The organism is Bacillus sp. AFS018417 (assembly GCF_002560985.1).
Classification (GTDB): domain Bacteria; phylum Bacillota; class Bacilli; order Bacillales; family Bacillaceae_G; genus Bacillus_A; species Bacillus_A rhizoplanae.
In genome coordinates this window covers 23655-47248 of record NZ_NTTM01000002.1, presented here as the reverse complement: position 1 = coordinate 47248, position 23594 = coordinate 23655, and the positions used below count along the sequence as shown (strand labels likewise).

Sequence of the window (23594 nt, the reverse complement as noted above, 5' to 3'; positions counted from 1 at the left end):
TGTCGGTGAATAGCAGTATAAACGATAAGAAACAGCAATTGTATAATTGCTGTTTCTTATTATGTTTAGCGTGTTTCCTCCCAGGGGATACTGATAAGTAAAACATAGCGGGAGGAAATGAGTATGAGCTGGACAAATATTTTTTTAATCGTTCAACTTGTCTTTGGTGTAATTGTCGGATTATATTTTTGGCATTTACTCAAAAACCAGCGAACACAAAAAGTTTCAATTGATAGAGAATCAAAGAAAGAGCTAGAGCAACTTCGAAAAATGCGGGAAATTTCTTTAACAGAACCCCTTGCTGAAAAAGTTCGTCCAGCGTCTTTTGCTGATATTGTTGGACAAGAAGACGGTATTAAATCATTAAAAGCTGCGCTATGCGGCCCAAATCCGCAACATGTCATTATATATGGACCGCCAGGAGTTGGAAAAACAGCAGCGGCTCGGCTCGTATTAGAAGAAGCAAAGAAAAACTCGAAATCTCCATTTCGAATCACTGCAACATTTATTGAGCTGGATGCCACAACGGCTCGGTTTGATGAGCGGGGGATTGCTGATCCGTTAATTGGTTCTGTTCATGATCCGATTTATCAAGGTGCTGGAGCGATGGGGCAAGCAGGTATTCCGCAACCGAAAAAAGGGGCGGTCACAGATGCGCATGGAGGTATTTTATTTATTGATGAGATTGGGGAGTTGCATCCAATTCAAATGAATAAAATGTTAAAAGTGCTGGAGGATCGCAAAGTATTTTTGGAAAGTGCATATTATAGTGAAGAGAATTCTCTCATTCCAACGTATATTCACGATATTTTCCAAAAGGGATTACCAGCTGATTTTCGCCTTGTTGGCGCAACAACACGTTCTCCGGATGAAATTCCTCCGGCTATTCGGTCACGCTGTTTAGAAGTCTTTTTTCGTGAACTAGATACAGGAGAAATCGAAGCAGTAGCGAAAAATGCTGCTGAAAAGGTGGATATGGAGCTAGGTGAACAGGGTATAGAAATGATTGGAATGTACGCACGGAATGGAAGAGAAGCCATTAATCTTGTGCAAATTTCTGCTGGAATGGCAATTAATGAAGGGCGATCTTTTATAAAGGATGAGGATATTGAATGGGTCATTCATTCAAGCCAACTGACGCCGAAATACGAAAAGCGGGTATATCCAATTCCGAAAATTGGTCTTGTAAATGGCCTGGCTGTATATGGACCAAATACAGGAGCACTACTTGAAATAGAAGTAACAGCAATTCCAGCAAAAGAGAATGGATCCGTTGTGGTAACAGGGATTGTTGAAGAAGAAAGTATCGGTAATCAAACGAAATCAATTCGCCGTAAAAGTATGGCAAAAGGTTCTGTTGATAATGTTGTAACTGTCCTTCGTTCGCTGGATTTGTTACCTGAAGGATATGATATACATATTAACTTTCCAGGCGGTATTCCAATTGATGGACCATCTGCCGGCATTGCAATTGCAACAGGCGTATATTCTGCCGTTCATCGCATGTATATCAATAATGAAGTAGCCATGACTGGAGAAATTAGTATTCACGGAGAAGTAAAACCAGTTGGTGGCGTTTACGCAAAAGTAAAAGCAGCGAAAAAAGCTGGGGCAAAGAAAGTGCTAATCCCAGCAGAAAATATGCAGCCTTTTCTTTACACAATCAAAGGTATTGAAATCGTTCCTGTGCGAAAATTAAAAGAAGTATTTGCATTAGCATTTGTAAAAGAGAAAATTGAGCCAACAGGCGATACATTGCTTTCTTTAGATGAAGGTGACGTGCAATCGATGTAAAGGGTAAAGGGTTAGGTGAACCAATGGGGCTCATATGGGAGGGACGCTAACTTTACTGCCTGTTAGAGCAGAATATCCTAGGCTTCGTTTAAGTTGTTATATGCTTAAGCGAAGTCCCTTTTTCTTTAACGAGCAATAGAGCATCGAGTCTCTGAGATTGCATAAGGCTTTATTGTAATATAAAATAGGGAAACAAAGATATTTATGGAGGTGCTATGTCTAATATGAATGCGAACGAAAGAATCGTGCCCCTCCTACCATTAAGAGGCGTTCTCGTATATCCGACGATGGTTCTGCATCTTGATGTAGGACGTGATAAATCGATACAAGCGCTCGAGCAGGCGGCTGTAGATGAAAATATAATTTTTTTAGCGATGCAAAAAGACGTGAATATCGATGATCCGAAAGAAGATGATATTTATAAAGTAGGTACGTTAGCAAAAATAAAGCAAATGCTCAAATTGCCAAACGGGACGATGCGTATCCTTGTAGAAGGTTTACATAGAGTAGAAATGACAGAGTTCATCGAAGAAGATGATGTAATTACAGCTAATGTCCGTACATTAATGGAAGAAGAAGAGGGCGATTTAGAAGAAAAAGCACTCATGCGTACATTAATTGAGTATTTTGAGCAATATATTAAGCTGTCTAAGAAGGTTTCAGATGAAACTTTTGCAACAGTTGTTGATGTTGATGAACCAGGTCGATTAGCTGATCTCGTATCATCTCATTTGCCTCTCAAAATGAAGCAAAAGCAACAGATTTTAGAAATCACTGCGGTGAAAGAACGATTACATACACTTATTTCTTTTATTCAAGATGAAAAAGAGTTATTGAACTTAGAAAAGAAAATTGGTCAGCAAGTGAAGCGTTCTATGGAGCGTACACAAAAAGAGTACTTCTTACGTGAGCAAATGAAAGCTATTCAAAAAGAACTTGGTGATAAAGAAGGAAAAGGCGGCGAAGTAGAAGAGCTTCGTGAAAAGATTGAAGAATCAGGAATGCCAGAAGAAACGCAGCAGGCAGCTTTAAAAGAGCTAGATCGTTATGAGAAATTGCCGGCAAGTTCAGCAGAGAGCGGTGTGATTCGCAATTATATTGATTGGTTATTATCTCTTCCTTGGACTGAGGCAACAGAAGATCGTATAGATCTTATGCGCGCTGAAAAAATTTTAAATGAAGAGCATTATGGGCTTGAAAAAGTAAAAGAGCGAGTACTTGAATATTTAGCAGTGCAAAAGCTGACGAATTCATTAAAAGGACCTATTCTTTGTTTAGTCGGTCCTCCAGGGGTTGGGAAAACATCGTTAGCTAAATCGATTGCGACCTCATTAAATCGTAATTTTGTTCGTGTTTCACTTGGCGGTGTCCGTGATGAGTCTGAGATTCGTGGCCATCGTCGTACGTATGTCGGTGCGATGCCAGGTCGTATTATTCAAGGAATGAAAAAGGCAAAGACAATCAATCCGGTCTTTTTATTAGATGAGATTGATAAAATGTCGAATGATTTTCGAGGAGATCCTTCAGCAGCATTATTAGAGGTATTAGATCCAGAACAAAATCATAACTTTAGTGATCATTACATCGAAGAGCCATATGATTTATCGAAAGTTATGTTTATTGCAACAGCTAATACGCTGGCAAGCATTCCAGGTCCACTTCTAGATCGTATGGAGATTATTTCAATTGCTGGTTATACAGAACTTGAAAAAGTACATATTGCCCGTGAGCATTTGCTTCCGAAACAATTGAAGGAACATGGCTTGAAAAAAGGAAATTTACAAGTACGTGATGAAGCGCTTCTTGAAATTATCCGTTACTATACACGTGAAGCAGGTGTTCGTACGTTAGAGCGTCAGCTTGCAAAGCTTTGCCGAAAAGCAGCAAAGATTGTTGTAACAGAAGAGCGTAAGCGCGTTGTTGTAACGGAAAAGAATATTACAGAGTTGCTTGGAAAGCGTGTATATCGTTATGGTCAAGCTGAAACGAAGGATCAAGTAGGTATGGCAACAGGTTTAGCGTATACATCAGCTGGAGGAGATACGCTTGCAATAGAGGTATCAGTATCTCCGGGTAAAGGGAAGTTAATTTTAACAGGGAAACTTGGGGATGTAATGAAGGAATCTGCACAAGCGGCATTTAGTTATATTCGTTCGCGTGCAGAAGAATTGCATATTGACCCTAATTTTCATGAAAAACATGATATCCATATTCATGTTCCCGAAGGTGCTGTACCGAAAGACGGACCATCAGCGGGCATTACGATAGCAACGGCTCTTATTTCAGCATTAACAGGAATTCCTGTTAGTAAAGAAGTAGGAATGACGGGTGAAATTACACTTCGTGGCCGTGTGTTACCAATTGGTGGATTGAAAGAGAAAACGTTAAGTGCGCATCGTGCAGGGTTAACGAAAATTATTTTACCTGCAGAAAATGAGAGAGATTTAGACGATATTCCAGAAAGCGTAAAGGAAAACCTTACGTTTGTGCCAGTCTCTCATTTAGATGAGGTACTAGAGCATGCATTAGTAGGAGTGAAAAAATGAAAGTAACAAAAGCGGAGATTGTCATTAGTGCAGTCAAACCAGAACAATACCCTGATGGTGATTTACCAGAAATCGCATTAGCAGGTCGTTCCAATGTTGGAAAGTCATCCTTTATTAATAAAATTTTAAACCGAAAAAAATTAGTGCGCATTTCTTCTAAACCAGGAAAAACGCAAACACTAAACTTTTTCATTATTAATGACATGATGCATTTTGTGGATGTACCAGGTTATGGATATGCGAAAGTATCGAAGTCAGAACGAGCAGCATGGGGTAAGATGATCGAAACGTATTTTACAACAAGAAAACAGCTAGATGCAGCTGTTCTTGTTATTGATTTACGTCACAAGCCGACAAATGACGATGTGATGATGTATGATTTCTTAAAGCATTATGAAATTCCAACAATCATTATTGCAACAAAAGCCGATAAAATTCCAAAGGGAAAATGGCAAAAGCACTTAAAAGTTGTGAAAGAAACGCTTGATGTAGAACCAGGAGATGAAGTTGTATTATTCTCTTCAGAAACAGGTCTTGGGAAAGAAGAAGCGTGGAAAGCGATTCATAAGTTTACAAATACAAAAAACGTGTGACATTTGTCACACGTTTTTTGTGTATTATAGTACGTTTAATGTCACTTCCATATTTCCTCTTGTTGCTTTAGAGTATGGGCATACTCCGTGCGCAGCTTCTACTAATTGTGTTGCTTCTTCGTGAGATACACCAGCTACACGTACATCTAATGTGACAGCTAATCCGAATCCCCCATCTGTATCTTTGCCAATTGCTACGTGAGCCGTTACTTCCGTACTTTCTGCTTTTACGCGTTTCGTACGAATAACAAGCTGTAATGCACTATCAAAGCAAGCTGCATAACCTGCTGCAAATAATTGTTCAGGGTTTGTTGCTTCGCCGCCCATACCGCCTAATGCTTTGGGCATTTTTACATCAAGGTTTAATACACCATCTTCAGAGATTACTTTTCCGTTTCGTCCACCTGTTGCTTTTACAGTAGCAGTGTATAATGTTTCCATGTTTATTCCTCTTTTCTATCATTTATTGTTTTCATTGTTTCAATTAATTTGTTTAATTGAATTAATAAAGTTGTATAATCTTCAGTTGTAATTCCTAAATGTGATGCCATTGTTTGTGGCAATGAACATGCTTTTTTCTTTAAAGCAGATCCTTGCTCTGTTAGTTCAATACATACTTTTCGTTCATCTTCCTTTGAACGAACACGTTTAACAAGTTGTAACCCTTCCATTCTTTTTAACATAGGCGTTAATGTTCCGGAATCTAAAAATAATCGTTCACCAATTTCTTTTACTGTTATTCCGTCTTGTTCCCACAATACTAACAAAGTAATGTACTGCGGATACGTAATGCCCATTTCTTCTAAATAAGGACGATAAAAACGTGTGACTTCTCTAGAACATGCGTAAATAGAAAAACAAAGTTGATTATCTAGATGTAAAGGATTCTTGTGCATGAGTATCCCCCCCTTTTTTTTAATTGTGCACAATTTAATTTTACAAAACTAATATAAAATATAAAAAATGAAATGTCAAACAAAAAAGAAAATCTATCAGTTGGTATAATCATACATATTTTCTTTGAATTGAAAGAAGCTAGTAAAAGATAAGCTTTCAGCATGTATGGAATAGTTTCCATTACTTGATTCCGACAATTTTTTTTGGTAACGTACAGATAGAGTTATTATCTTATAATTAATATAAAGTGAAACTTCTTTTTCAGGAGTGTCTTCACCTGGAAGGGTAGTTGTATGCATCGGTCTTTATGAAAAGTTTTCCTCACCTTTCTTCTTTCATTCTTTACTTATTCCGGTAGATGTCTTATTGTCAGTTAAGGAAGGGATAAAATGGGATGATGTTCACACGATTGTCAGATTTAAAAGAGGAAAGTTGTATTATGATAGTAGATAAGATGAAAAATGGGTTGAAGGGGGACATGCTGCGTGCATATTCTTGTTGTTGGTGTTAACTATCGAACAGCCCCTGTAGAAATTCGTGAGAAACTAACGTTCCAGGCAGCAGAGTTAGAGCAAGCAATGACAACGTTACAAAAACAAAAAAGTGTATTAGAAAATGTCATTGTATCAACGTGCAATCGAACGGAAATCTATGCTGTGGTAGATCAGTTACACACAGGACGCTATTATATTAAGAAATTTATGGCTGATTGGTTTCAGCTTGAAATAGAAGAAATTTCACCATATTTGTCTATATTTGAACAAGATGGTGCTACCGATCACTTATTCCGCGTAACATGTGGATTAGATTCAATGGTAGTTGGAGAAACGCAAATTTTAGGTCAAATTCGTGATAGCTTTTTACTAGCACAAGAAGTAAAAACGACAGGAACGATATTTAATGAATTGTTTAAACAAGTCGTTACACTAGCAAAACGCGCGCATTCTGAAACAACAATTGGCGGCAATGCTATGTCGGTAAGTTATGCAGCTGTTGAACTTGGAAAGAAAATTTTTGGTGATTTGAAAGATTGCCATGTTCTTATTCTAGGTGCGGGGAAAATGGGCGAATTAGCACTGCAAAATTTATACGGAAGCGGTGCTCATAAAGTGACTGTTATGAATCGTACGTTTGCAAAAGCAGAAACGATGGCAGAAAAATATATGGGACGTGCAAAGCCATTAAATCAGTTACAATGTGCATTGTTAGAAGCTGATATTGTAATTAGTTCAACAGGTGCTTCTGAATATGTGATTACGAAAGAAATGATGTCCAAAGTAGAGGGTATGCGCTCTGGTCGTCCACTTTTTATGGTGGATATTGCGGTGCCTCGGGATATTGATCCAGCAATTGATGCGTTAGAAAGTGTTTTCTTATATGACATTGATGATTTACAAGGCGTTGTGGAAGCGAATCGTGCCGAGCGATTAAAAGAAGCTGAAAAAATTCAAATTATGATTGAAGAAGAAATGATTCTATTTAAATCATGGCTGAATACGCTTGGTGTCGTACCATTAATTTCGGAACTTCGTGATAAGGCATTAGCGATTCAAAGTGAAACAATGCAAAGCATTGAACGAAAGATTCCAACGCTAACAGAGCGTGAGCGAAAAGTGATTAGTAAGCATACGAAAAGTATTATTAATCAATTGTTAAAAGATCCAATTTTAATTGCGAAAGAATTGGCAGCTGAAGAAGATGCACAAGCAAAACTTGCTCTATTTGCGAAAATTTTTGATTTAAATGCGAAAGAAGCAGTAGAAGAAAACAAAGCAGAATGGAAACAGACAGAGAAGTGGACAGTATCCGCTCCATCTTTGTAATGGAAAGGATAAATGGATGGGTGTTTTAAACAATAGCATTATTTATCATATTGCCATTATTTTATATGCCTGCAGCGTGAGTTTATATTTCATAGATTATTTTCAAAGTAACCGAAAGGCAAATCGGATTGCCTTTTGGTTACTTTCTGTTGTATGGGTATTATATTCTATATTTATGTTACTTCGAGCAACAGAAGCGAAAATCAATCCTGTTTTAACGTTGCTATCGGGTATTTATTTTTATGTGTGGCTATTAATTACATTATCATTAGTTATTAACCGATTTATGCGTATTGATTTTTTAGTCTTTTTTACAAATATGATTGCATTTGGTGTAAGCGCTGTTTCTATTTTTACTCCGCTTGGACAAATGTCGCCGGTGTTGGCAAATCAATTGGTATCGGAGCTTGTCTATGTGCATGTTGGTATGGCGATTATTTCCTATGCAACATTTACAGTTTCCTTTATTTTTTCCATTATGTATTTAATTCAATATCGCTTATTAAAACAAAAAAAATGGAATGCAAGATTAAGACGTTTAGGAAATTTACCAAAGCTTGATTCTATGTCATACGGTTTGAATTTATTTTCTGTCCCGTTTTTTTTCTTATCCATTTTGCTTGGGTGTATATGGGGATATACGAAGTTAGATAATTTTCATTGGTATGACGCGAAGGTAATCGGCTCTTTCGTCGTTTTATTTGTGTACTGTGCGGGTATTTATTTGCGTGGATCAGATACATTGCAGGGGAAGAAAATTGCAAGTTGGAACATTGGGGCATTTCTCATCATGTTAATTAATATTTTTCTATTTAGTAGTTTATCGAATTTCCATTTTTGGTACTTATAATGAGGAGAGAAAAATATGCGCAAAATTATTGTAGGATCAAGAAAAAGTAAATTGGCATTAACGCAAACACATTGGTTTATCGATCAATTGAAAGCACTAGGATTGCCATATGAATTTGAAGTGAAAGAAATTGTAACGAAAGGTGACGTTATTTTAGATGTGACACTTTCGAAAGTAGGCGGAAAAGGATTGTTCGTAAAAGAGATTGAACATGCGCTGCTTACAAAAGAAATTGATATGGCTGTTCATAGCATGAAAGATATGCCGGCAGTACTTCCTGAGGGATTAACAATTGGATGTATTCCAAAACGTGTGGATCCACGTGATGCGTTTATTTCTAAAAATGGTGAATCATTTGATGAGTTACCAGAAGGAGCAGTTATCGGTACAAGCAGTTTACGTCGTAGTGCGCAGTTGTTAGCAGCGCGCCCGGATTTACAAATAAAATGGATTCGTGGAAATATTGATACAAGACTTCGTAAGCTAAAAGAAGAAAATTACGATGCTATTATTTTAGCAGCAGCAGGATTAAAGCGAATGGGCTGGGCGGATGATGTGATTACAGGATACTTAGATGAAATGGCATGTGTACCAGCTGTTGGACAAGGTGCGTTATCCATTGAATGCCGAGAGGATGATGCTGATTTATTACAATTACTAAGTCATCTGAATGATAGTGTAACTGCGAAAACAGTTGAAGCAGAACGAGTATTTCTTCATAAGTTAGAAGGCGGCTGCCAAGTGCCGATTGCTGGATATGCAACGCTGAAAGAAGATGACCAAATTGAATTAACAGCTCTCGTTGGATCTGCAGATGGAACTGTCTTATTGAAAGAAGTTGTTATTGGTGAAAGTTCCCAAGAAGTTGGAGAACAAGCAGCAGACTTGTTAATCGGGCAAGGAGCGAAGGAACTTATTGCTTTAGCAAATCAGGGGCAAAACTAGCAATATGCCTTCTCTTTGTGGAAAAACAGTGCTAATTACGAGAGCTAAGCAACAGGCGAAGCAAATGAGTGTAGAAGTGCGAAAGCAGGGCGGAATTCCATTAGAAATTCCGCTTTTGCATATAACGGCAGCCGCGCATGAACAATTTCAACAAATGCGTGATGAAATAATCACGTATGCCTGGATTATTTTCACAAGTAAAAATGGTGTGAATTTCTTTTTAGATGGTATGAAGCAATCGTTACCACATACCCTTAAAATTGCTGCAGTTGGTGTGAAAACAAAGAAAGAATTAGAGAAACGCGGCTATACTGTCCATTTTGTACCAACAGCATTCGTAGCTGAAGCATTTGCGGAAGAATTTGTGAGTCATATAGGAAGCGGGACGCGTGTATTACTGCCAAAAGGAAATCTTGCAAGAGATGTGATACCGGAAGCATTGCGAGGTCATGGTGCTATCGTACGTGAGCTTGTTGTATATGAAACTGCCGTCTATGTACAAAAGCGGGGGCACCTAATCGATGCACTGCAATCAGGAGAAATCGATGTGATTACCTTCACAAGTCCATCGACTGTGCAGAGTTTTATCGCATTGCTTGAGGGTGAAAACTGGAGAGAATGGATAAAAGAATGTACAATTGCTTGTATAGGTCCCGTTACAGAACGAGAAGCGCGTAAACATTTTCAAAATCTTCTCATTCCGAAAGAATATACAATTGAAGCTATGTTACAATGCATTTCAGAATATTATTATAAAAATGTATAATAAAGTGAAACTTTAAGAATTGGAGATGGAAAGTTATGAATCCTTTACAATTTAAGCGTCATCGTCGTTTACGACAAAGTGCAAGTATGCGTGCTCTTGTGCGTGAAACACATTTACATACAGAAGATTTCATTTATCCAATTTTTGTTTTAGAAGGGGAAAACAAGCGTAATGAAGTTTCCTCTATGCCAGGTGTATATCAAATTTCTTTAGACCATCTGCAAGCAGAAATGCAAGAAGTTGTCGATTTAGGTATTCGTTCAGTTATCGTATTCGGTTTACCTGCTGAAAAAGATGAAGTTGGTTCTTCTGCGTATTGTGAACATGGTATTGTGCAGCGAGCAATTACACAAATTAAAGAGAAATTCCCAGAATTAGTTGTAATCGCAGATACATGTTTATGCCAATATACGAGTCATGGCCATTGCGGTGTAATTGAAGACGGAATTATTTTAAATGATGAATCGTTAGAGGTTCTTGCAAAAACAGCAGTAAGTCAAGCGAAAGCAGGTGCGGATATTATTGCACCATCTAATATGATGGATGGATTTGTAGCGGCTATTCGTCATGCGTTAGATGAAAACGGCTTTGCGCATATTCCAGTTATGTCATACGCAGTAAAATATGCGTCTGCCTTTTATGGACCGTTTCGCGATGCTGCACATGGTGCGCCGCAATTTGGTGATCGTAAAACATATCAAATGGACCCAGCGAATCGTCTAGAAGCGTTCCGCGAAGCTGAGTCAGATGTGATGGAAGGGGCAGACTTCTTAATTGTGAAGCCAGCACTTTCCTATTTAGATATTATTCGTGATGTGAAAAATAACTTTAATCTTCCAGTTGTTGCGTATAATGTGAGCGGTGAATACTCAATGATTAAAGCGGCAGCACAAAATGGCTGGATCAATGAAAAAGACATTGTTCTTGAAAAATTATTAAGTATGAAACGTGCCGGAGCAGACTTAATACTTACATATCATGCAAAAGATGCAGCGAGATGGTTACAAGAAGGGAGCGCACGATAATGAAAAGTTTTGATAAATCGATTGAAGCGTTTGAAACGGCAAAAGATTTAATGCCAGGCGGTGTAAATAGCCCAGTGCGTGCATTTAAATCTGTCGGTATGAATCCATTATTTATGGATCGTGGAAAAGGTTCTAAAGTTTATGATATTGATGGAAATGAATACATTGATTATGTATTGTCATGGGGTCCGCTTATTCATGGACATTCCAACGACCGGGTTGTTGAGGCGTTAAAAGCGGTAGTAGAAAAAGGGACAAGCTTCGGCGCGCCAACAGAAATTGAAAATAAATTAGCACAGCTTGTAATCGACCGTGTACCGTCTATTGAAATTGTACGTATGGTTAACTCTGGAACAGAAGCGACAATGAGTGCGCTTCGCTTAGCACGCGGTTACACAGGGCGTAATAAAATTTTGAAATTTGAAGGTTGCTATCATGGGCATGGTGATTCCCTTTTAATTAAAGCTGGTTCTGGCGTTGCTACGCTTGGTTTACCAGATAGCCCTGGTGTGCCAGAAGGTGTTGCGAAAAATACGATTACTGTTGCGTATAACGATTTAGAGAGTGTGAAATATGCTTTTGAACAGTTCGGTGATGATATTGCGTGTGTCATTGTAGAGCCGGTAGCTGGAAATATGGGCGTTGTACCGCCGCTCCCAGGATTTTTACAAGGACTTCGTGATGTTACAACAGAATACGGTGCACTTCTTATTTTTGATGAAGTTATGACAGGCTTCCGCGTAGCTTATAATTGTGGACAAGGATATTTTGGTGTAACACCTGATTTAACATGTTTAGGTAAAGTAATTGGCGGGGGACTTCCTGTTGGGGCTTATGGTGGTAAGGCTGAAATTATGAAGCAAGTAGCACCAAGTGGACCGATTTATCAAGCTGGTACACTATCTGGTAACCCATTAGCGATGACAGCTGGATATGAAACGCTTGTCCAATTAACACCGGAGAGCTATAAAGAATTTGAACGTAAAGCGGAAATGCTTGAAAAAGGTTTACATGAAGTAGCTGTAAAATATGATATTCCGCATTGTATTAATCGTGCTGGTTCCATGGTAGGTATTTTCTTTACAGATGAAAAGGTTATTAACTATGAAACAGCAAAAACGTCTAATTTAGAATATTTTGCAGCATATTACCGTGAAATGGTAGAACAAGGTGTATTCTTACCACCTTCTCAATTTGAAGGGTTGTTCTTATCAACTGCACATAGTGATGCTGATATTGAAGCAACTATTGCAGCGGCAGAAATGGCTATGTCTAAATTAAAAGGATAATTTGTTAGTTCTTTTATTTTGTTAAATATGTGGGACAAAAATCGCTCTCAAGTGAGGGCGATTTTTTTATTCATAAAGTCTCTGTTTCTCACATAAACCTGTAATGACATATAGTTTGAGAGGGGGAATACGAAGTGGCAGCAGATCAACAAACTTCATTACGGTTTTCGTTAAAAGAATCTGTCTGGTTTCAAAAAGGACAGGAAGTCAATGAGTTACTTTCTATTTCGTTAGATCCTGATGTTGTTATAGAGGAACGTGAATATGAAATTGTTGTATGTGGACAGCTAGATTTAACAGGAGAATATATTGCAAAGGAAGAAATAGAGGTTTTTTCATTGCGAGAATTATCACCAGTTCGCACTGTAGATTATGTGGAAACACGTGAAGATGGTATAAATGAATTAGTACATTCGTTTCCATTGGAGATTTCTATTCCAAGAGGACGTGTGAAGCAAGTCGAAGATTTATATGTGGATATTGAAGAATTTGATTATGAATTGTTGGACAATGGCTGTTTGCAGCTTTTAGCAGATATTTCAATTCACGGATTGTGTAATGAAGAGCGTGAAGAGGAAGAAATATACGAAGAGGAAGAAATACAAGAAGAGGAAGAGGAAGAAATACAAGAAGAGGAAGAGGAAGAGGGAGAAGAAATAAGAGAAGAGGAAGAAGAAGCGGTAGAGACTGATGAGTGGGAAGATTATGCCTTTGAGCCATTTCAGTTAGAAGCTCGTCAAGAACCAGAGCTTGATCTAGAAGAGGGGCAAGAAGTCGAGGAAGAGGAGGAAAAACAAGAAGAAGTCGCACCGCAGCTGTTTTTTGGACGTAAGGAACCGAAAGTAAAACAGGAAGCTGCCAATGAAGAGGCGCAAGAAGAAATTTCATACTCACAGCGAGATGAAAATGCGTTATATTTAACAAAATTATTTGCAAAGCAGCCGGAAGATGAATTTACAAAGCTGCGATTGTATTTTGTGCAAGAAGGCGATACGATTGAATCCGTTGCAGAGCGTTATGATACTTCCGTACAGCATTTACACCGTGTAAATCAAACGGATGATATTTATTTAACAGCAGGACAAATTTTGTATATACCAGTGCCAAAAGTGAAAACAAAGTGAGTGAAGAGAAATCTTCCTCACCTCTTTTCTTTTTTATCCCGCTATTTTTGGGCAGTAAAATCCCGATTGGTTCAACTAATCATCAGTGGAGGATGAAGCCCCCCACTGATGGAAGTTTCACTTTATGCTCTTGGAGAAAGGGTCGTTGTTCGTATGGACATGGAATTACGAGACCGTTATGCTTCTATTTTGCAGCTATATCAATTAGCTCCTGAACATATTGAGGAATATGGGAATGTAACAAAAATTTATACGAACCAAGGTCCATATGCGTTAAAAAAATTACCATCTCGGAAATTAGAACGAAGTAATCTTATGTATCATGTTCAATTTTTACGGGAAAAGGGCTTTACGAATTTTGCGCCGATTTATCATGCAAAAGATGGAAGTCATGTGTTCAATGATGGTGAATATAGTTATTATTTAATGCCTTGGCTAGGAAGTGCAGAAGGACAAGGTGAAGAGAATGATCAGTATCATAAAATGTTTCAAACACTTGCTTTGATGCACAAAAGAACGATGCGAGAGGAAGAAGTGAAGGAAGAAGTGCTTCAGGAACATTTTGATACTATTTCAAACCGTTGGGAAGAAGATGGAGCCCTATTAGAGAAGTTTTTAGTTGAATCTGAAGCAAAGTGGTATATGTCTCCGTTTGAATTGCAGTATTGTACGTACTTTCATCAGGCGCTGCGTGCTCATGAATTTGCAAAGAAACAGTTTACAGAATGGCATGAAGCGATGAAAGAAAAAGAAAAAACACGCATTTCATTTATTCATGGCAATGTTTCCATGAATCACTTTTTATTTGATTATCAGCGAAACGGCTATTTTATTAGTTTAGAAGATGCGCAGTTTGCTACCCCAGTTCAAGATATCGTTCAGTTCTATTCACGTTCCTTTAACACATATCCAATTGCAAGAAATGATCGATATGAATGGTACCAAATCTATCAAAATAATTTTGCGTTTACAAAGGAAGAAAAGTTACTTATGTTTGCATATTTAGCTTATCCCAAAACATTTATAAAGCAAGTGCAGTCATATATAAACGCTCGAAATGTGCGCAATGGAGCACAGGAGCTAAATGATGTAACGATGCTTCAACAAGCGCATTGGCTTATAAGTAATATTGAGTATTTTGTTGCACAGCTTCAAGCTGCTGCGCAAAAAGCGCAGTAAAATTAACATAAAGTGAAACTTCCATCAGTGGAGGTCTTACTGTTCGCGAATAGCAGAATAAAATTAGCCGTAGCCTCAAGAAGAGGTTACGGCTGAAAATGTAAGCGAACCGTTACTGCTATGAAAATAACAAGTATGACGAAATCTAAAAACGTAGGGAGAAGTAAAGTGCGAATGCCTTGGAAAATCGTGAGCGGGATTGCAAAGTCAGAAAACATCGTTTGTATATTTCTTAGCCATGAAGGGGCTGAAAAGTTATACGTGCGTCGAAAGCGTCGCATAATGGTCCTCCGTATTAGAAACTCCTCTAGGATGCAATCATAAGAGAAGAATAAATGTGATATTACATTATGCAGGATAAGCGTCTAATGTGCTTGTGCTACACTTTTCCATTTTCTTTGCATATGTTATAAAAAACTTGGCTAAGCTGATTGAAAATAGAATTAATAATTGTAGATGTAAGTCGAAAAATATTTTTATCTTGACGAATGTAGTTTCGTTTTTTACACTATTGTATATAATAAATAACAATTATATAAATGCATTGAAGGGGAAGAGTATAACATTAAACGTCTGCAGAGAGGAGAATTATTAGCTGGAAGATTCTCTAGATAGTCATGTTAGAAGGTAGCCCTGGAGCATCTTTTCTGAACGGAGTCATCTCATTAGGAAAAGACGGATTTGTCCGTTATCAAATTAAGAGTATAAGCAAATTTTGAATTTGTTTGTAAATAAAGGTGGTACCGCGATGTCCCTCGTCCTTTTTGGATGAGGGACATTTTTTTATTTTGAAGGAGGGAAAATAATGTCAAACACGGAAAAGAATTTACCGACTAAATATGATCATATGTCCGTTGAAGAAGGCCGTTATCAATGGTGGCTTGAAGGCAAATATTTCGAAGCAACAGGAGATGAAAAGAAACAACCGTATACAATTGTAATCCCGCCTCCAAACGTAACTGGTAAGCTGCACTTAGGTCATGCTTGGGATACGACGCTTCAAGATATTTTAACTCGTACAAAGCGTATGCAAGGTTACGATGTATTATGGCTTCCAGGAATGGATCATGCTGGTATTGCAACACAAGCGAAAGTAGAAGGAAAACTTCGTGAAGAAGGTATTTCACGTTACGATCTTGGCCGTGAGAAATTCCTTGAAAAAGCGTGGGAATGGAAAGAAGAATACGCTTCTCACATTCGTCAGCAATGGGGGAAAGTCGGTTTAGGACTAGATTATTCTCGTGAGCGTTTCACATTAGATGAAGGTTTATCTGATGCTGTTAATAAAGTATTCGTTCAATTATACGAAAAAGGTTTAATTTACCGCGGTGAGTATATCATCAACTGGGACCCAGCAACACGCACAGCTCTTTCTGATATTGAAGTAATTCATAAAGAGGTTCAAGGTGCATTCTATCATATGAACTATCCGTTAACAGACGGTTCTGGTCACATTCGTCTTGCAACAACTCGTCCAGAAACGATGCTTGGTGATACAGCGGTAGCAGTTCATCCAGAAGATGATCGTTACAAACATTTAATCGGAAAAACAGTTACACTTCCAATCGTTGGCCGTGAGATTCCGATTATTGCTGATGAGTACGTAGAAAAAGATTTCGGAACAGGTGTTGTGAAAATTACACCAGCTCATGACCCGAATGACTTTGAAGTAGGTAACCGTCATGACTTACCACGCATCTTAGTAATGAACGAAGATGGAACGATGAACGAAAAAGCTGGTAAGTATAATGGTATGGATCGTTTCGAATGCCGTAAAGAGTTAGTAAAAGATTTACAAGAAGCTGGCGTATTAGTAGAAATCGAGCCTCATATGCACTCAGTAGGTCATAGTGAGCGCAGCGGTGCAGTTGTTGAGCCTTACTTATCAACACAGTGGTTCGTAAAAATGGCACCACTTGCAGAAAAAGCGATTGAACTTCAACAAAAAGAAGAAGAAAAAGTAACGTTCGTACCAGAGCGTTTTGAAAACACATACTTACGCTGGATGGAAAACATTCACGACTGGTGTATTTCTCGTCAATTATGGTGGGGTCACCGCATTCCAGCTTGGTATCATAAAGAGACTGGTGAAGTATACGTAGGTACAGAAGCACCAGTAGATATTGAAAACTGGAACCAAGATAACGACGTACTTGATACATGGTTTAGCTCAGCATTATGGCCGTTCTCAACACTTGGTTGGCCGAATGAAGATGCAGAAGACTTCAAACGTTACTATTCAACAGATGCTTTAGTAACTGGTTATGATATCATCTTCTTCTGGGTATCTCGTATGATTTTCCAAGGTTTAGAGTTTACAGGAGAGCGTCCATTTAAAGATGTATTAATTCACGGTTTAGTTCGTGATGAGCAAGGACGTAAAATGAGTAAATCTCTTGGTAACGGTATTGATCCAATGGATGTTATTGATAAGTACGGTGCAGATGCAATGCGCTTCTTCTTATCAACAGGAAGTGCACCAGGCCAAGATTTACGCTTCAGCATGGAGAAAGTAGAATCTACTTGGAACTTCATTAATAAAATTTGGAATGCATCACGCTTCGTATTAATGAACATGGATGACATGAAATACGAAGATATCGATTTAACTGGTGAAAAATCAGTTGCAGATAAGTGGATTTTAACTCGCTTAAATGAAACAATCGAAAGTGTAACACGTAATATGGATAAATATGAGTTTGGTGAAGCTGGCCGTTCATTATACAACTTCATTTGGGATGATTTCTGTGACTGGTACATTGAGATGGCGAAACTTCCGTTATACAGTGAAGATGAAGCAGCGAAGAAAACAACTCGTTCTGTTTTAGCATATGTACTTGATCAAACGATGCGCCTATTGCATCCATTCATGCCATTCGTAACAGAAACGATTTGGCAGCACTTACCTCATGAAGGCGAATCTATTACAGTAGCGGCATGGCCGACAGTTCGTGAAGATTTACAAGACAAAGAAGCAGCAGCAGAAATGCACCTTCTAGTTGATATCATTCGCTCTGTTCGTAACATTCGTGCTGAAGTAAATACGCCAATGAGCAAAAAAGTTCAATTGCAAATTAAAGCAAAAGACGAAGCAGTACTAGCGCAGCTTACGAAAAATAGCTCTTACATCGAACGTTTCTGTAATCCAAGTGAATTAACAATTCAAACGGATTTACAAGCACCGGAAAAAGCGATGACTGCAATCGTATCAGGTGCAGAGTTATTCTTACCATTAGCTGATTTGATTAACCTTGAAGAAGAAAAAGCACGTCTTGAAAAAGAACTTGAGAAGTTTGACAAAGAAGTAGAGCGTGTACAGAAGAAACTTTCAAATCAAGGATTCGTAGCAAAAGCTCCAGCTGCAGTTATTGAGGGAGAACGCGCGAAGGAACAAGATTATCTAGAAAAACGTGAAGCAGTTCGCCAACGTCTAGCTGATCTTCAAAAATAAAGTTATTCGAAAGAGACTCACTATATTGGTGAGTCTCTTTTATTTGCGTATAATAGAGCTGAGATACTCTGTTGTCTTGGTTCGTTTTTTTGCCGATTTGAAAGGGGAATAACATACATGATACATACATATGAGGAAGCAATCGACTGGATTCATAGTCGTTTAAAATTTGGGATTAAACCAGGGTTAGAACGCATGCGATGGATGCTAGAGGAACTTGGAAATCCAGAGCGACATATAAAATGTGTTCATCTTGCGGGAACAAATGGAAAAGGTTCTACTCTCACATATATGCGCTATATGTTACAGGAGGCAGAGTATAAAGTAGGAACCTTTACCTCACCGTATATCGAAACGTTTAATGAACGGATTAGTACAAACGGAATGCCAATTACAGATCAAGAAATTACAGATCTCGTAAATATAGTCAAACCTGTTGTGGAAAAGTTAGATAAAACGGATTTAGGCGAAACGACAGAATTTGAAATTATTACTGTTATGGCGCTTTATTATTTTGGAAAGACAAATCCGTGTGACATCGTTTTATTTGAGACAGGTCTTGGAGGGCGTTTTGATTCAACAAATGTCATTCATCCTGTACTGAGTATTATTACAAATATAGGTCATGATCATATGCATATTTTAGGAGATACGCTAGAAGATATCGCATTTGAAAAAGCGGGAATTGTGAAATCAGGTGTTCCTGTTATAACAGGTGTGCAGCAAGGTGGAGCGTTAGAAGTAATTCGTACTATCACGAATGAAAAACGTTCTAACATATATGAACTTGGGAATCAATTTAAAGTGGAACATCTTTCTGCAGATAAGCAAGGTGAACAATTTACATTCTCGTCTCCATTCCATACATATGAAGACCTTTTCATTTCCATGAAAGGCCAGCATCAAGTGCAAAATGCTGCACTTGCGCTTATGGCGATTACGTACTTAAAAGTGTATCAGGCGTTCTTAATTGATGAGGAGCATATTCGAAAAGGATTAACTGAGGCATATTGGATTGGACGTTTTGAACAACTATCTACTCACCCACATGTCATTATTGATGGCGCTCACAATCCAGAAGGAGTGTATAGCCTTGTAGAAACTGTTCGTGCCCACTATAGTGAAAAGCGAATTATTGTTTTATTTACAGCGCTTGGGGATAAACAATTGGATGAAATGGTTAGACAGCTAGAAACAATTGCAGATGAAATGATCTTTACGACGTTTACGTTTGATCGTGCAATTTCCGCTGAGGCACTTGCTGCTTATTCAAAACGAGAATCGAAACATATTTTTAAGAATTGGCAGGAAGCGATTGATACAACAATGGCTTCTCTGCAAGAAGAGGATGTTTTCATATTAACAGGTTCTCTTTATTTCATATCAGAAGCTCGTAAATACGTTATGCAAAAAACTAGACAGAAATAAACTGTCTAGTTTTTTAGTTCTACAAATAAAGACGTAGGCATACATATAAGATAACAATATAGGATAATTTGACGAATCTCTATGACAAATATCTCGTTCTTTTTTGAAACGAGTATGATACGATGCTGGCAATGATAAGAAGTAAGGAGTGGGGGTATGGACAAGCAATCGCGAACAATTTCAATTAAAGTGAATGGAACGGAAGCCAATTATGTAGAAAAGAAAGAGCATGAGCAAAAGAAAGAAGAGTTTGAGTGGGTGCTGCCAGAGAATACAGTGACAAATAATGTTGTTCCGTTTCAAAAAAATGTATTATCTTCCATGAAAAAAGGGAAAAAGGGATGGAGTAATACTTTCATTTTGACAGTATCCACAGCGATTGTAATTGGGACGGGATTTGGAATGGGAATGCTGCATCTGTTAACAGGTCAAGAAACAGTTCGTGAAACTACAGCCCCAGTAGCAAATGTTACAGAGAAAAATGAGACGAAACAATCAACAAATGAGAAAAAAGAAGAAAATAAAGCAGCATCAGCAGCTTTATCACCGCTTACTATATATTTTGTGCAGGGCGGGGTATTTTCTACGAAAGAAAAAGGACAGGCATCGTTAAAGGAGTTACAAGAAAAAGGAATCCCTGGAGCAGTTATGCAGTCAGGAGATAAATATTTACTCGTTCTTGGAATGGCACATGACGAGCAATCTGTTATGCAGATGATGGAGCAATATAAACAAAAAGATATATCAGTGATGAAAAAGAAATGGGAGATTGCGGATCAAGCACTTCTAAAACAGGATCAAGACTACGGATCGTTTTTTGAAAAGCTACAATCATTGTATGGAAAATTGCTGCAACAAGCAGCTGCGATGCATTCTGGAAATAAAATAAATAAAACAAATATAGAACAAATTGAAAATGAGTGGAAGGCAATAAAAAAAGAGGAAACGGCATTGAAGCGGGATGATATAAAAAAATTATTTACGTATGCATCAGTGGTTGTGCAGACAATACAAGAGGGAAAACAAGATGTGACAACAATGACAAAATTGCAGCAAGTTTTAGTAGATAGCTTTCTTTCTTATGAAAAAATAGTTTCGCAAAAAACAAAAACGTATAATAATTAGATAAGGTTTAACTCATTATCCCGCTATTTGCGGGCAGTAAGACCCTCACCTCAAGATTCAGAGAGAAGCGAAGAAGATAGGTGAGGGATGAAAAAATCCCCCACTAATGGAAGTTTCACTTTATCAGAAGATGGTTTTATTTTTTCTTATCATCTGTTTAAGCTGAAGAAAGGGAAGGAGAGTTTAAACTTCTTTCCTTTCTTTTATATTTTTTTAAAGAAAAACGATATTTTCAAAATTTGAGGAGAATATATACATTTAGTATGGTTATGTTGTATCTTCCTGCTAATTTGGAAAACGAAAGGAGAACGTATGAAAAAACTTATTTTAGCGTCCGGTTCACCAAGGCGCAAAGAATTGCTTGAGCTAGTGGATATGCCATTTGACGTTGTAGTTAGCGATGTAGAAGAAATAATTGGAGCATATTCATCACCGCATGATATCGTGATGTCGCTTGCATTGCAAAAAGCATCTGCTGTAGCAAAGAATTACGAAGACTGTGTTGTACTTGGTGCTGATACAATTGTTACGTACGAGTCGCGTATTTTGGGAAAACCAGTAGATGAGAATGAAGCGAAAGAAATGCTGCAGCTTTTATCAGGGAAAACACATGAAGTCTATACAGGAGTCGCTCTTATTTCAAAAGAAAAAACAGTGACATTTTATGAGCGTGCAGAAGTAACGTTTTGGGAATTAACAGAAGAAGAAATTAAGGCATATGTACGAACGAAAGAGCCGCTTGATAAAGCTGGTAGCTATGGTATACAAGGAAAAGGCGCTATTTTTGTTCATCATATACAAGGTGATTATTATGCGATTGTTGGCCTGCCAATTGCACGTGTTGTACGTGAATTAAAACAATTTAATATGTAAAGGAGGCTGAGGTATGAGCTGCATTCGTGACGTTGTGAAAGAAGATCAACCACGGGAACGTTTATTGCTAGAAGGAGCAAGCAGCTTATCAAACACAGAACTTCTCGCTATATTACTTCGAACGGGTTCAAAAGAGGAGTCGGTTTTAACATTAGCGAATCGAATTTTGCATCATTTTGATGGATTACGAATGTTAAAAGATGCAACAATCGAAGAAATGACAAGCATTCACGGGGTTGGGATGGCAAAAGCATCCCAACTTATTGCTGCTTTTGAACTTGGACGAAGAATGGTACGATTAGAGTATCAGAATAGATATAGCATTCGTAATCCAGAAGATTGCGCACGCTACATGATGGAGGAGATGCGTTTTTTACAACAAGAACATTTTGTGTGTCTATATTTAAATACGAAAAATCAAGTGATGCATCGACAAACGGTATTTATTGGAAGTTTGAATGCATCAATTGTGCATCCGCGCGAGGTTTTCAAGGAAGCTTTCCGCCGCGCTGCTGCCTCTATTATATGCCTTCATAATCATCCTTCAGGCGATCCCGCACCAAGCCGGGAAGATATTGAAGTAACGAAACGACTTGTAGAATGCGGGAAGATTATCGGGATTGAAATTCTCGATCATATTATTATTGGTGACCATAAATTTGTTAGTTTAAAAGATAAAGGTCATATTTAAGACTATTTTTTTTCTTTATTTTGTTTTATAATGTGAGTTATGGGTTTTTTGTAGGCTTTCGTCTACACTATAACAAAGAACATGTAAAAACGTTATGTTTTATATAAATATAATAGTATTTAAAAGAACAAATAAAGTACTTTTGTTAAATTAGAAAGGAAGATACATGATATGTTTGGAATTGGTGGTTTTACTCGTGACCTTGGAATAGACTTAGGAACAGCGAATACGCTTGTATACGTAAAAGGGAAAGGTGTCGTTGTACGCGAGCCATCTGTTGTGGCTTTGCAAACAGATACAAAACAAATTGTTGCAGTTGGTAACGATGCAAAACAAATGATTGGTCGTACACCTGGAAATGTTGTAGCACTTCGTCCGATGAAAGACGGTGTTATCGCTGATTATGAAACAACAGCAACAATGATGAAATATTATATTCAACAAGCACAAAAATCAAACGGCTTCTTCTCTCGCAAGCCTTATGTAATGGTATGTGTGCCATCTGGTATTACAGCTGTTGAAAAACGTGCAGTAATTGATGCGACTCGTCAAGCAGGCGCACGTGATGCATATCCAATTGAAGAGCCATTTGCAGCAGCAATTGGTGCGAACTTACCTGTTTGGGAACCAACAGGAAGTATGGTTGTTGATATTGGTGGTGGTACAACAGAAGTTGCAATTATCTCACTAGGTGGTATTGTAACAAGCCAATCTGTTCGTGTTGCTGGTGATGAAATGGATGATGCAATTATTCAATATGTTAAGAAAAGCTACAACGTAATGATTGGGGAACGAACAGCAGAAGCATTAAAATTAGAAATCGGCTCTGCTGGTGAAGTAGAAGATGTTGAACCAATGGACATTCGCGGTCGTGACTTAGTGACAGGATTACCAAAAACGATAACAATTCGCCCAGAAGAAATTGCATCAGCTTTAAAAGATACAGTAGATGCGATTCTTGAGTCTGTGAAAAATACATTAGAAAAAACTCCGCCAGAATTAGCGGCAGATATTATGGATCGCGGAATTGTTTTAACAGGTGGTGGTGCTTTGCTTCGTAACATAGATAAAGTAATTAGCGAAGAAACAAATATGCCAGTTCTTGTTGCAGAAAATCCATTAGATTGCGTAGCAATTGGAACAGGTAAAGCGTTAGACAACATCCATCTTTTCAAAACTGCTCGATAAAATCCAT

Annotated in this window: 20 protein-coding genes and 1 other annotated feature; of the genes, 17 read left to right on the top strand and 3 right to left on the bottom strand. The window is 38.0% G+C overall.

The features are described from left to right. Positions 1–123 precede the first annotated feature (123 nt). The 3 genes from lonB to ysxC all read left to right on the top strand — a co-directional run bounded on the left by lonB (position 124) and on the right by ysxC (position 4933). Entirely contained in the window at positions 124–1794 is a 1671-nt protein-coding gene (gene lonB / locus CN326_RS00490; protein ID WP_098305117.1) for an ATP-dependent protease LonB, read from the top strand. A 215-nt stretch (positions 1795–2009) separates the two neighbouring features. Then, positions 2010–4340 carry an endopeptidase La gene (gene lon / locus CN326_RS00485; RefSeq protein ID WP_098305115.1) on the top strand — a complete coding sequence of 777 codons (2331 nt, stop codon included), beginning with the start codon at positions 2010–2012 and terminating at the stop codon, positions 4338–4340. Further along, positions 4337–4933: a ribosome biogenesis GTP-binding protein YsxC gene (gene ysxC, locus CN326_RS00480; protein ID WP_098305113.1), complete on the top strand. Its 597-nt coding sequence runs from the start codon at positions 4337–4339 to the stop codon at positions 4931–4933. Before lon ends, ysxC begins: the two co-directional genes overlap by 4 nt. A 24-nt stretch (positions 4934–4957) precedes the next feature. On the opposite strand, the gene CN326_RS00475 is transcribed toward ysxC, so the two are convergent. Continuing rightward, the gene (locus tag CN326_RS00475) at positions 4958–5374 is read right to left on the bottom strand and encodes an organic hydroperoxide resistance protein (RefSeq protein ID WP_098305111.1); all 417 of its coding nucleotides are present in this window, start codon (positions 5372–5374) and stop codon (positions 4958–4960) included. A 2-nt stretch (positions 5375–5376) separates the two neighbouring features. Then, entirely contained in the window at positions 5377–5829 is a 453-nt protein-coding gene (locus tag CN326_RS00470; protein ID WP_098305109.1) for a MarR family winged helix-turn-helix transcriptional regulator, read from the bottom strand. A 486-nt stretch (positions 5830–6315) separates the two neighbouring features. Here CN326_RS00470 and hemA point away from each other — a divergent pair, with 486 nt between their 5' ends. From hemA to ysxE, 8 genes are all read left to right on the top strand, one after another. Beyond that, positions 6316–7653, top strand: a complete 1338-nt coding sequence (gene hemA / locus CN326_RS00465; protein ID WP_098305107.1) for a glutamyl-tRNA reductase — start codon at positions 6316–6318, stop codon at positions 7651–7653. A 16-nt stretch (positions 7654–7669) separates the two neighbouring features. Further along, positions 7670–8503, top strand: coding sequence for a cytochrome c biogenesis protein (locus CN326_RS00460; protein ID WP_098305105.1), 834 nt, complete (start codon positions 7670–7672; stop codon positions 8501–8503). Positions 8504–8518: 15 nt separating this feature from the next. Continuing rightward, positions 8519–9448, top strand: a complete 930-nt coding sequence (gene hemC, locus CN326_RS00455; protein ID WP_098305103.1) for a hydroxymethylbilane synthase — start codon at positions 8519–8521, stop codon at positions 9446–9448. Between the two features lie 4 nt (positions 9449–9452). After that, the gene (locus CN326_RS00450) at positions 9453–10214 is read left to right on the top strand and encodes a uroporphyrinogen-III synthase (RefSeq protein ID WP_098305101.1); all 762 of its coding nucleotides are present in this window, start codon (positions 9453–9455) and stop codon (positions 10212–10214) included. A gap of 35 nt (positions 10215–10249) precedes the next feature. Next, complete coding sequence (hemB, locus tag CN326_RS00445; protein ID WP_098305099.1) at positions 10250–11239, top strand: porphobilinogen synthase; 990 nt, start codon at positions 10250–10252, stop codon at positions 11237–11239. Beyond that, positions 11239–12528, top strand: coding sequence for a glutamate-1-semialdehyde 2,1-aminomutase (gene hemL, locus CN326_RS00440; RefSeq protein ID WP_098305097.1), 1290 nt, complete (start codon positions 11239–11241; stop codon positions 12526–12528). The genes hemB and hemL overlap by 1 nt, the downstream gene beginning before the upstream one ends. 134 nt (positions 12529–12662) lie before the next feature. Next, complete coding sequence (gene spoVID / locus CN326_RS00435) at positions 12663–13652, top strand: stage VI sporulation protein D (RefSeq protein WP_098305095.1); 990 nt, start codon at positions 12663–12665, stop codon at positions 13650–13652. A 153-nt stretch (positions 13653–13805) separates the two neighbouring features. After that, positions 13806–14831 (top strand): spore coat protein YsxE, encoded by a 1026-nt coding sequence (gene ysxE / locus CN326_RS00430; protein WP_098305481.1) that lies wholly within the window; start codon positions 13806–13808, stop codon positions 14829–14831. 86 nt (positions 14832–14917) lie between these two features. Here the strand turns inward: ysxE and CN326_RS00425 are convergent, their stop codons facing one another. Then, on the bottom strand, positions 14918–15112 hold the full coding sequence (locus CN326_RS00425; protein ID WP_098305093.1) for a hypothetical protein: 195 nt from the start codon (positions 15110–15112) through the stop codon (positions 14918–14920). 254 nt (positions 15113–15366) lie between these two features. Then, positions 15367–15597, top strand: a binding site (T-box leader). A gap of 39 nt (positions 15598–15636) precedes the next feature. Here CN326_RS00425 and CN326_RS00420 point away from each other — a divergent pair. The 6 genes from CN326_RS00420 to CN326_RS00395 all read left to right on the top strand — a co-directional run bounded on the left by CN326_RS00420 (position 15637) and on the right by CN326_RS00395 (position 23587). Next, complete coding sequence (locus CN326_RS00420) at positions 15637–18282, top strand: valine--tRNA ligase (protein WP_098305091.1); 2646 nt, start codon at positions 15637–15639, stop codon at positions 18280–18282. A 117-nt stretch (positions 18283–18399) separates the two neighbouring features. Then, complete coding sequence (locus tag CN326_RS00415) at positions 18400–19710, top strand: bifunctional folylpolyglutamate synthase/dihydrofolate synthase (protein WP_098305089.1); 1311 nt, start codon at positions 18400–18402, stop codon at positions 19708–19710. A gap of 156 nt (positions 19711–19866) precedes the next feature. Further along, positions 19867–20835, top strand: a complete 969-nt coding sequence (locus tag CN326_RS00410; RefSeq protein ID WP_098305087.1) for a stage II sporulation protein B — start codon at positions 19867–19869, stop codon at positions 20833–20835. Positions 20836–21147: 312 nt separating this feature from the next. After that, a complete protein-coding gene (locus CN326_RS00405; protein ID WP_098305085.1) occupies positions 21148–21708 on the top strand; it encodes a Maf family protein in 561 nt (186 codons plus the stop codon). A gap of 13 nt (positions 21709–21721) precedes the next feature. Beyond that, positions 21722–22399 (top strand): RadC family protein, encoded by a 678-nt coding sequence (gene radC, locus CN326_RS00400; protein ID WP_098305083.1) that lies wholly within the window; start codon positions 21722–21724, stop codon positions 22397–22399. Between the two features lie 171 nt (positions 22400–22570). Next, a complete protein-coding gene (locus tag CN326_RS00395) occupies positions 22571–23587 on the top strand; it encodes a rod shape-determining protein (RefSeq protein WP_098305081.1) in 1017 nt (338 codons plus the stop codon). The last annotated feature ends 7 nt before the right edge of the window (positions 23588–23594 follow it).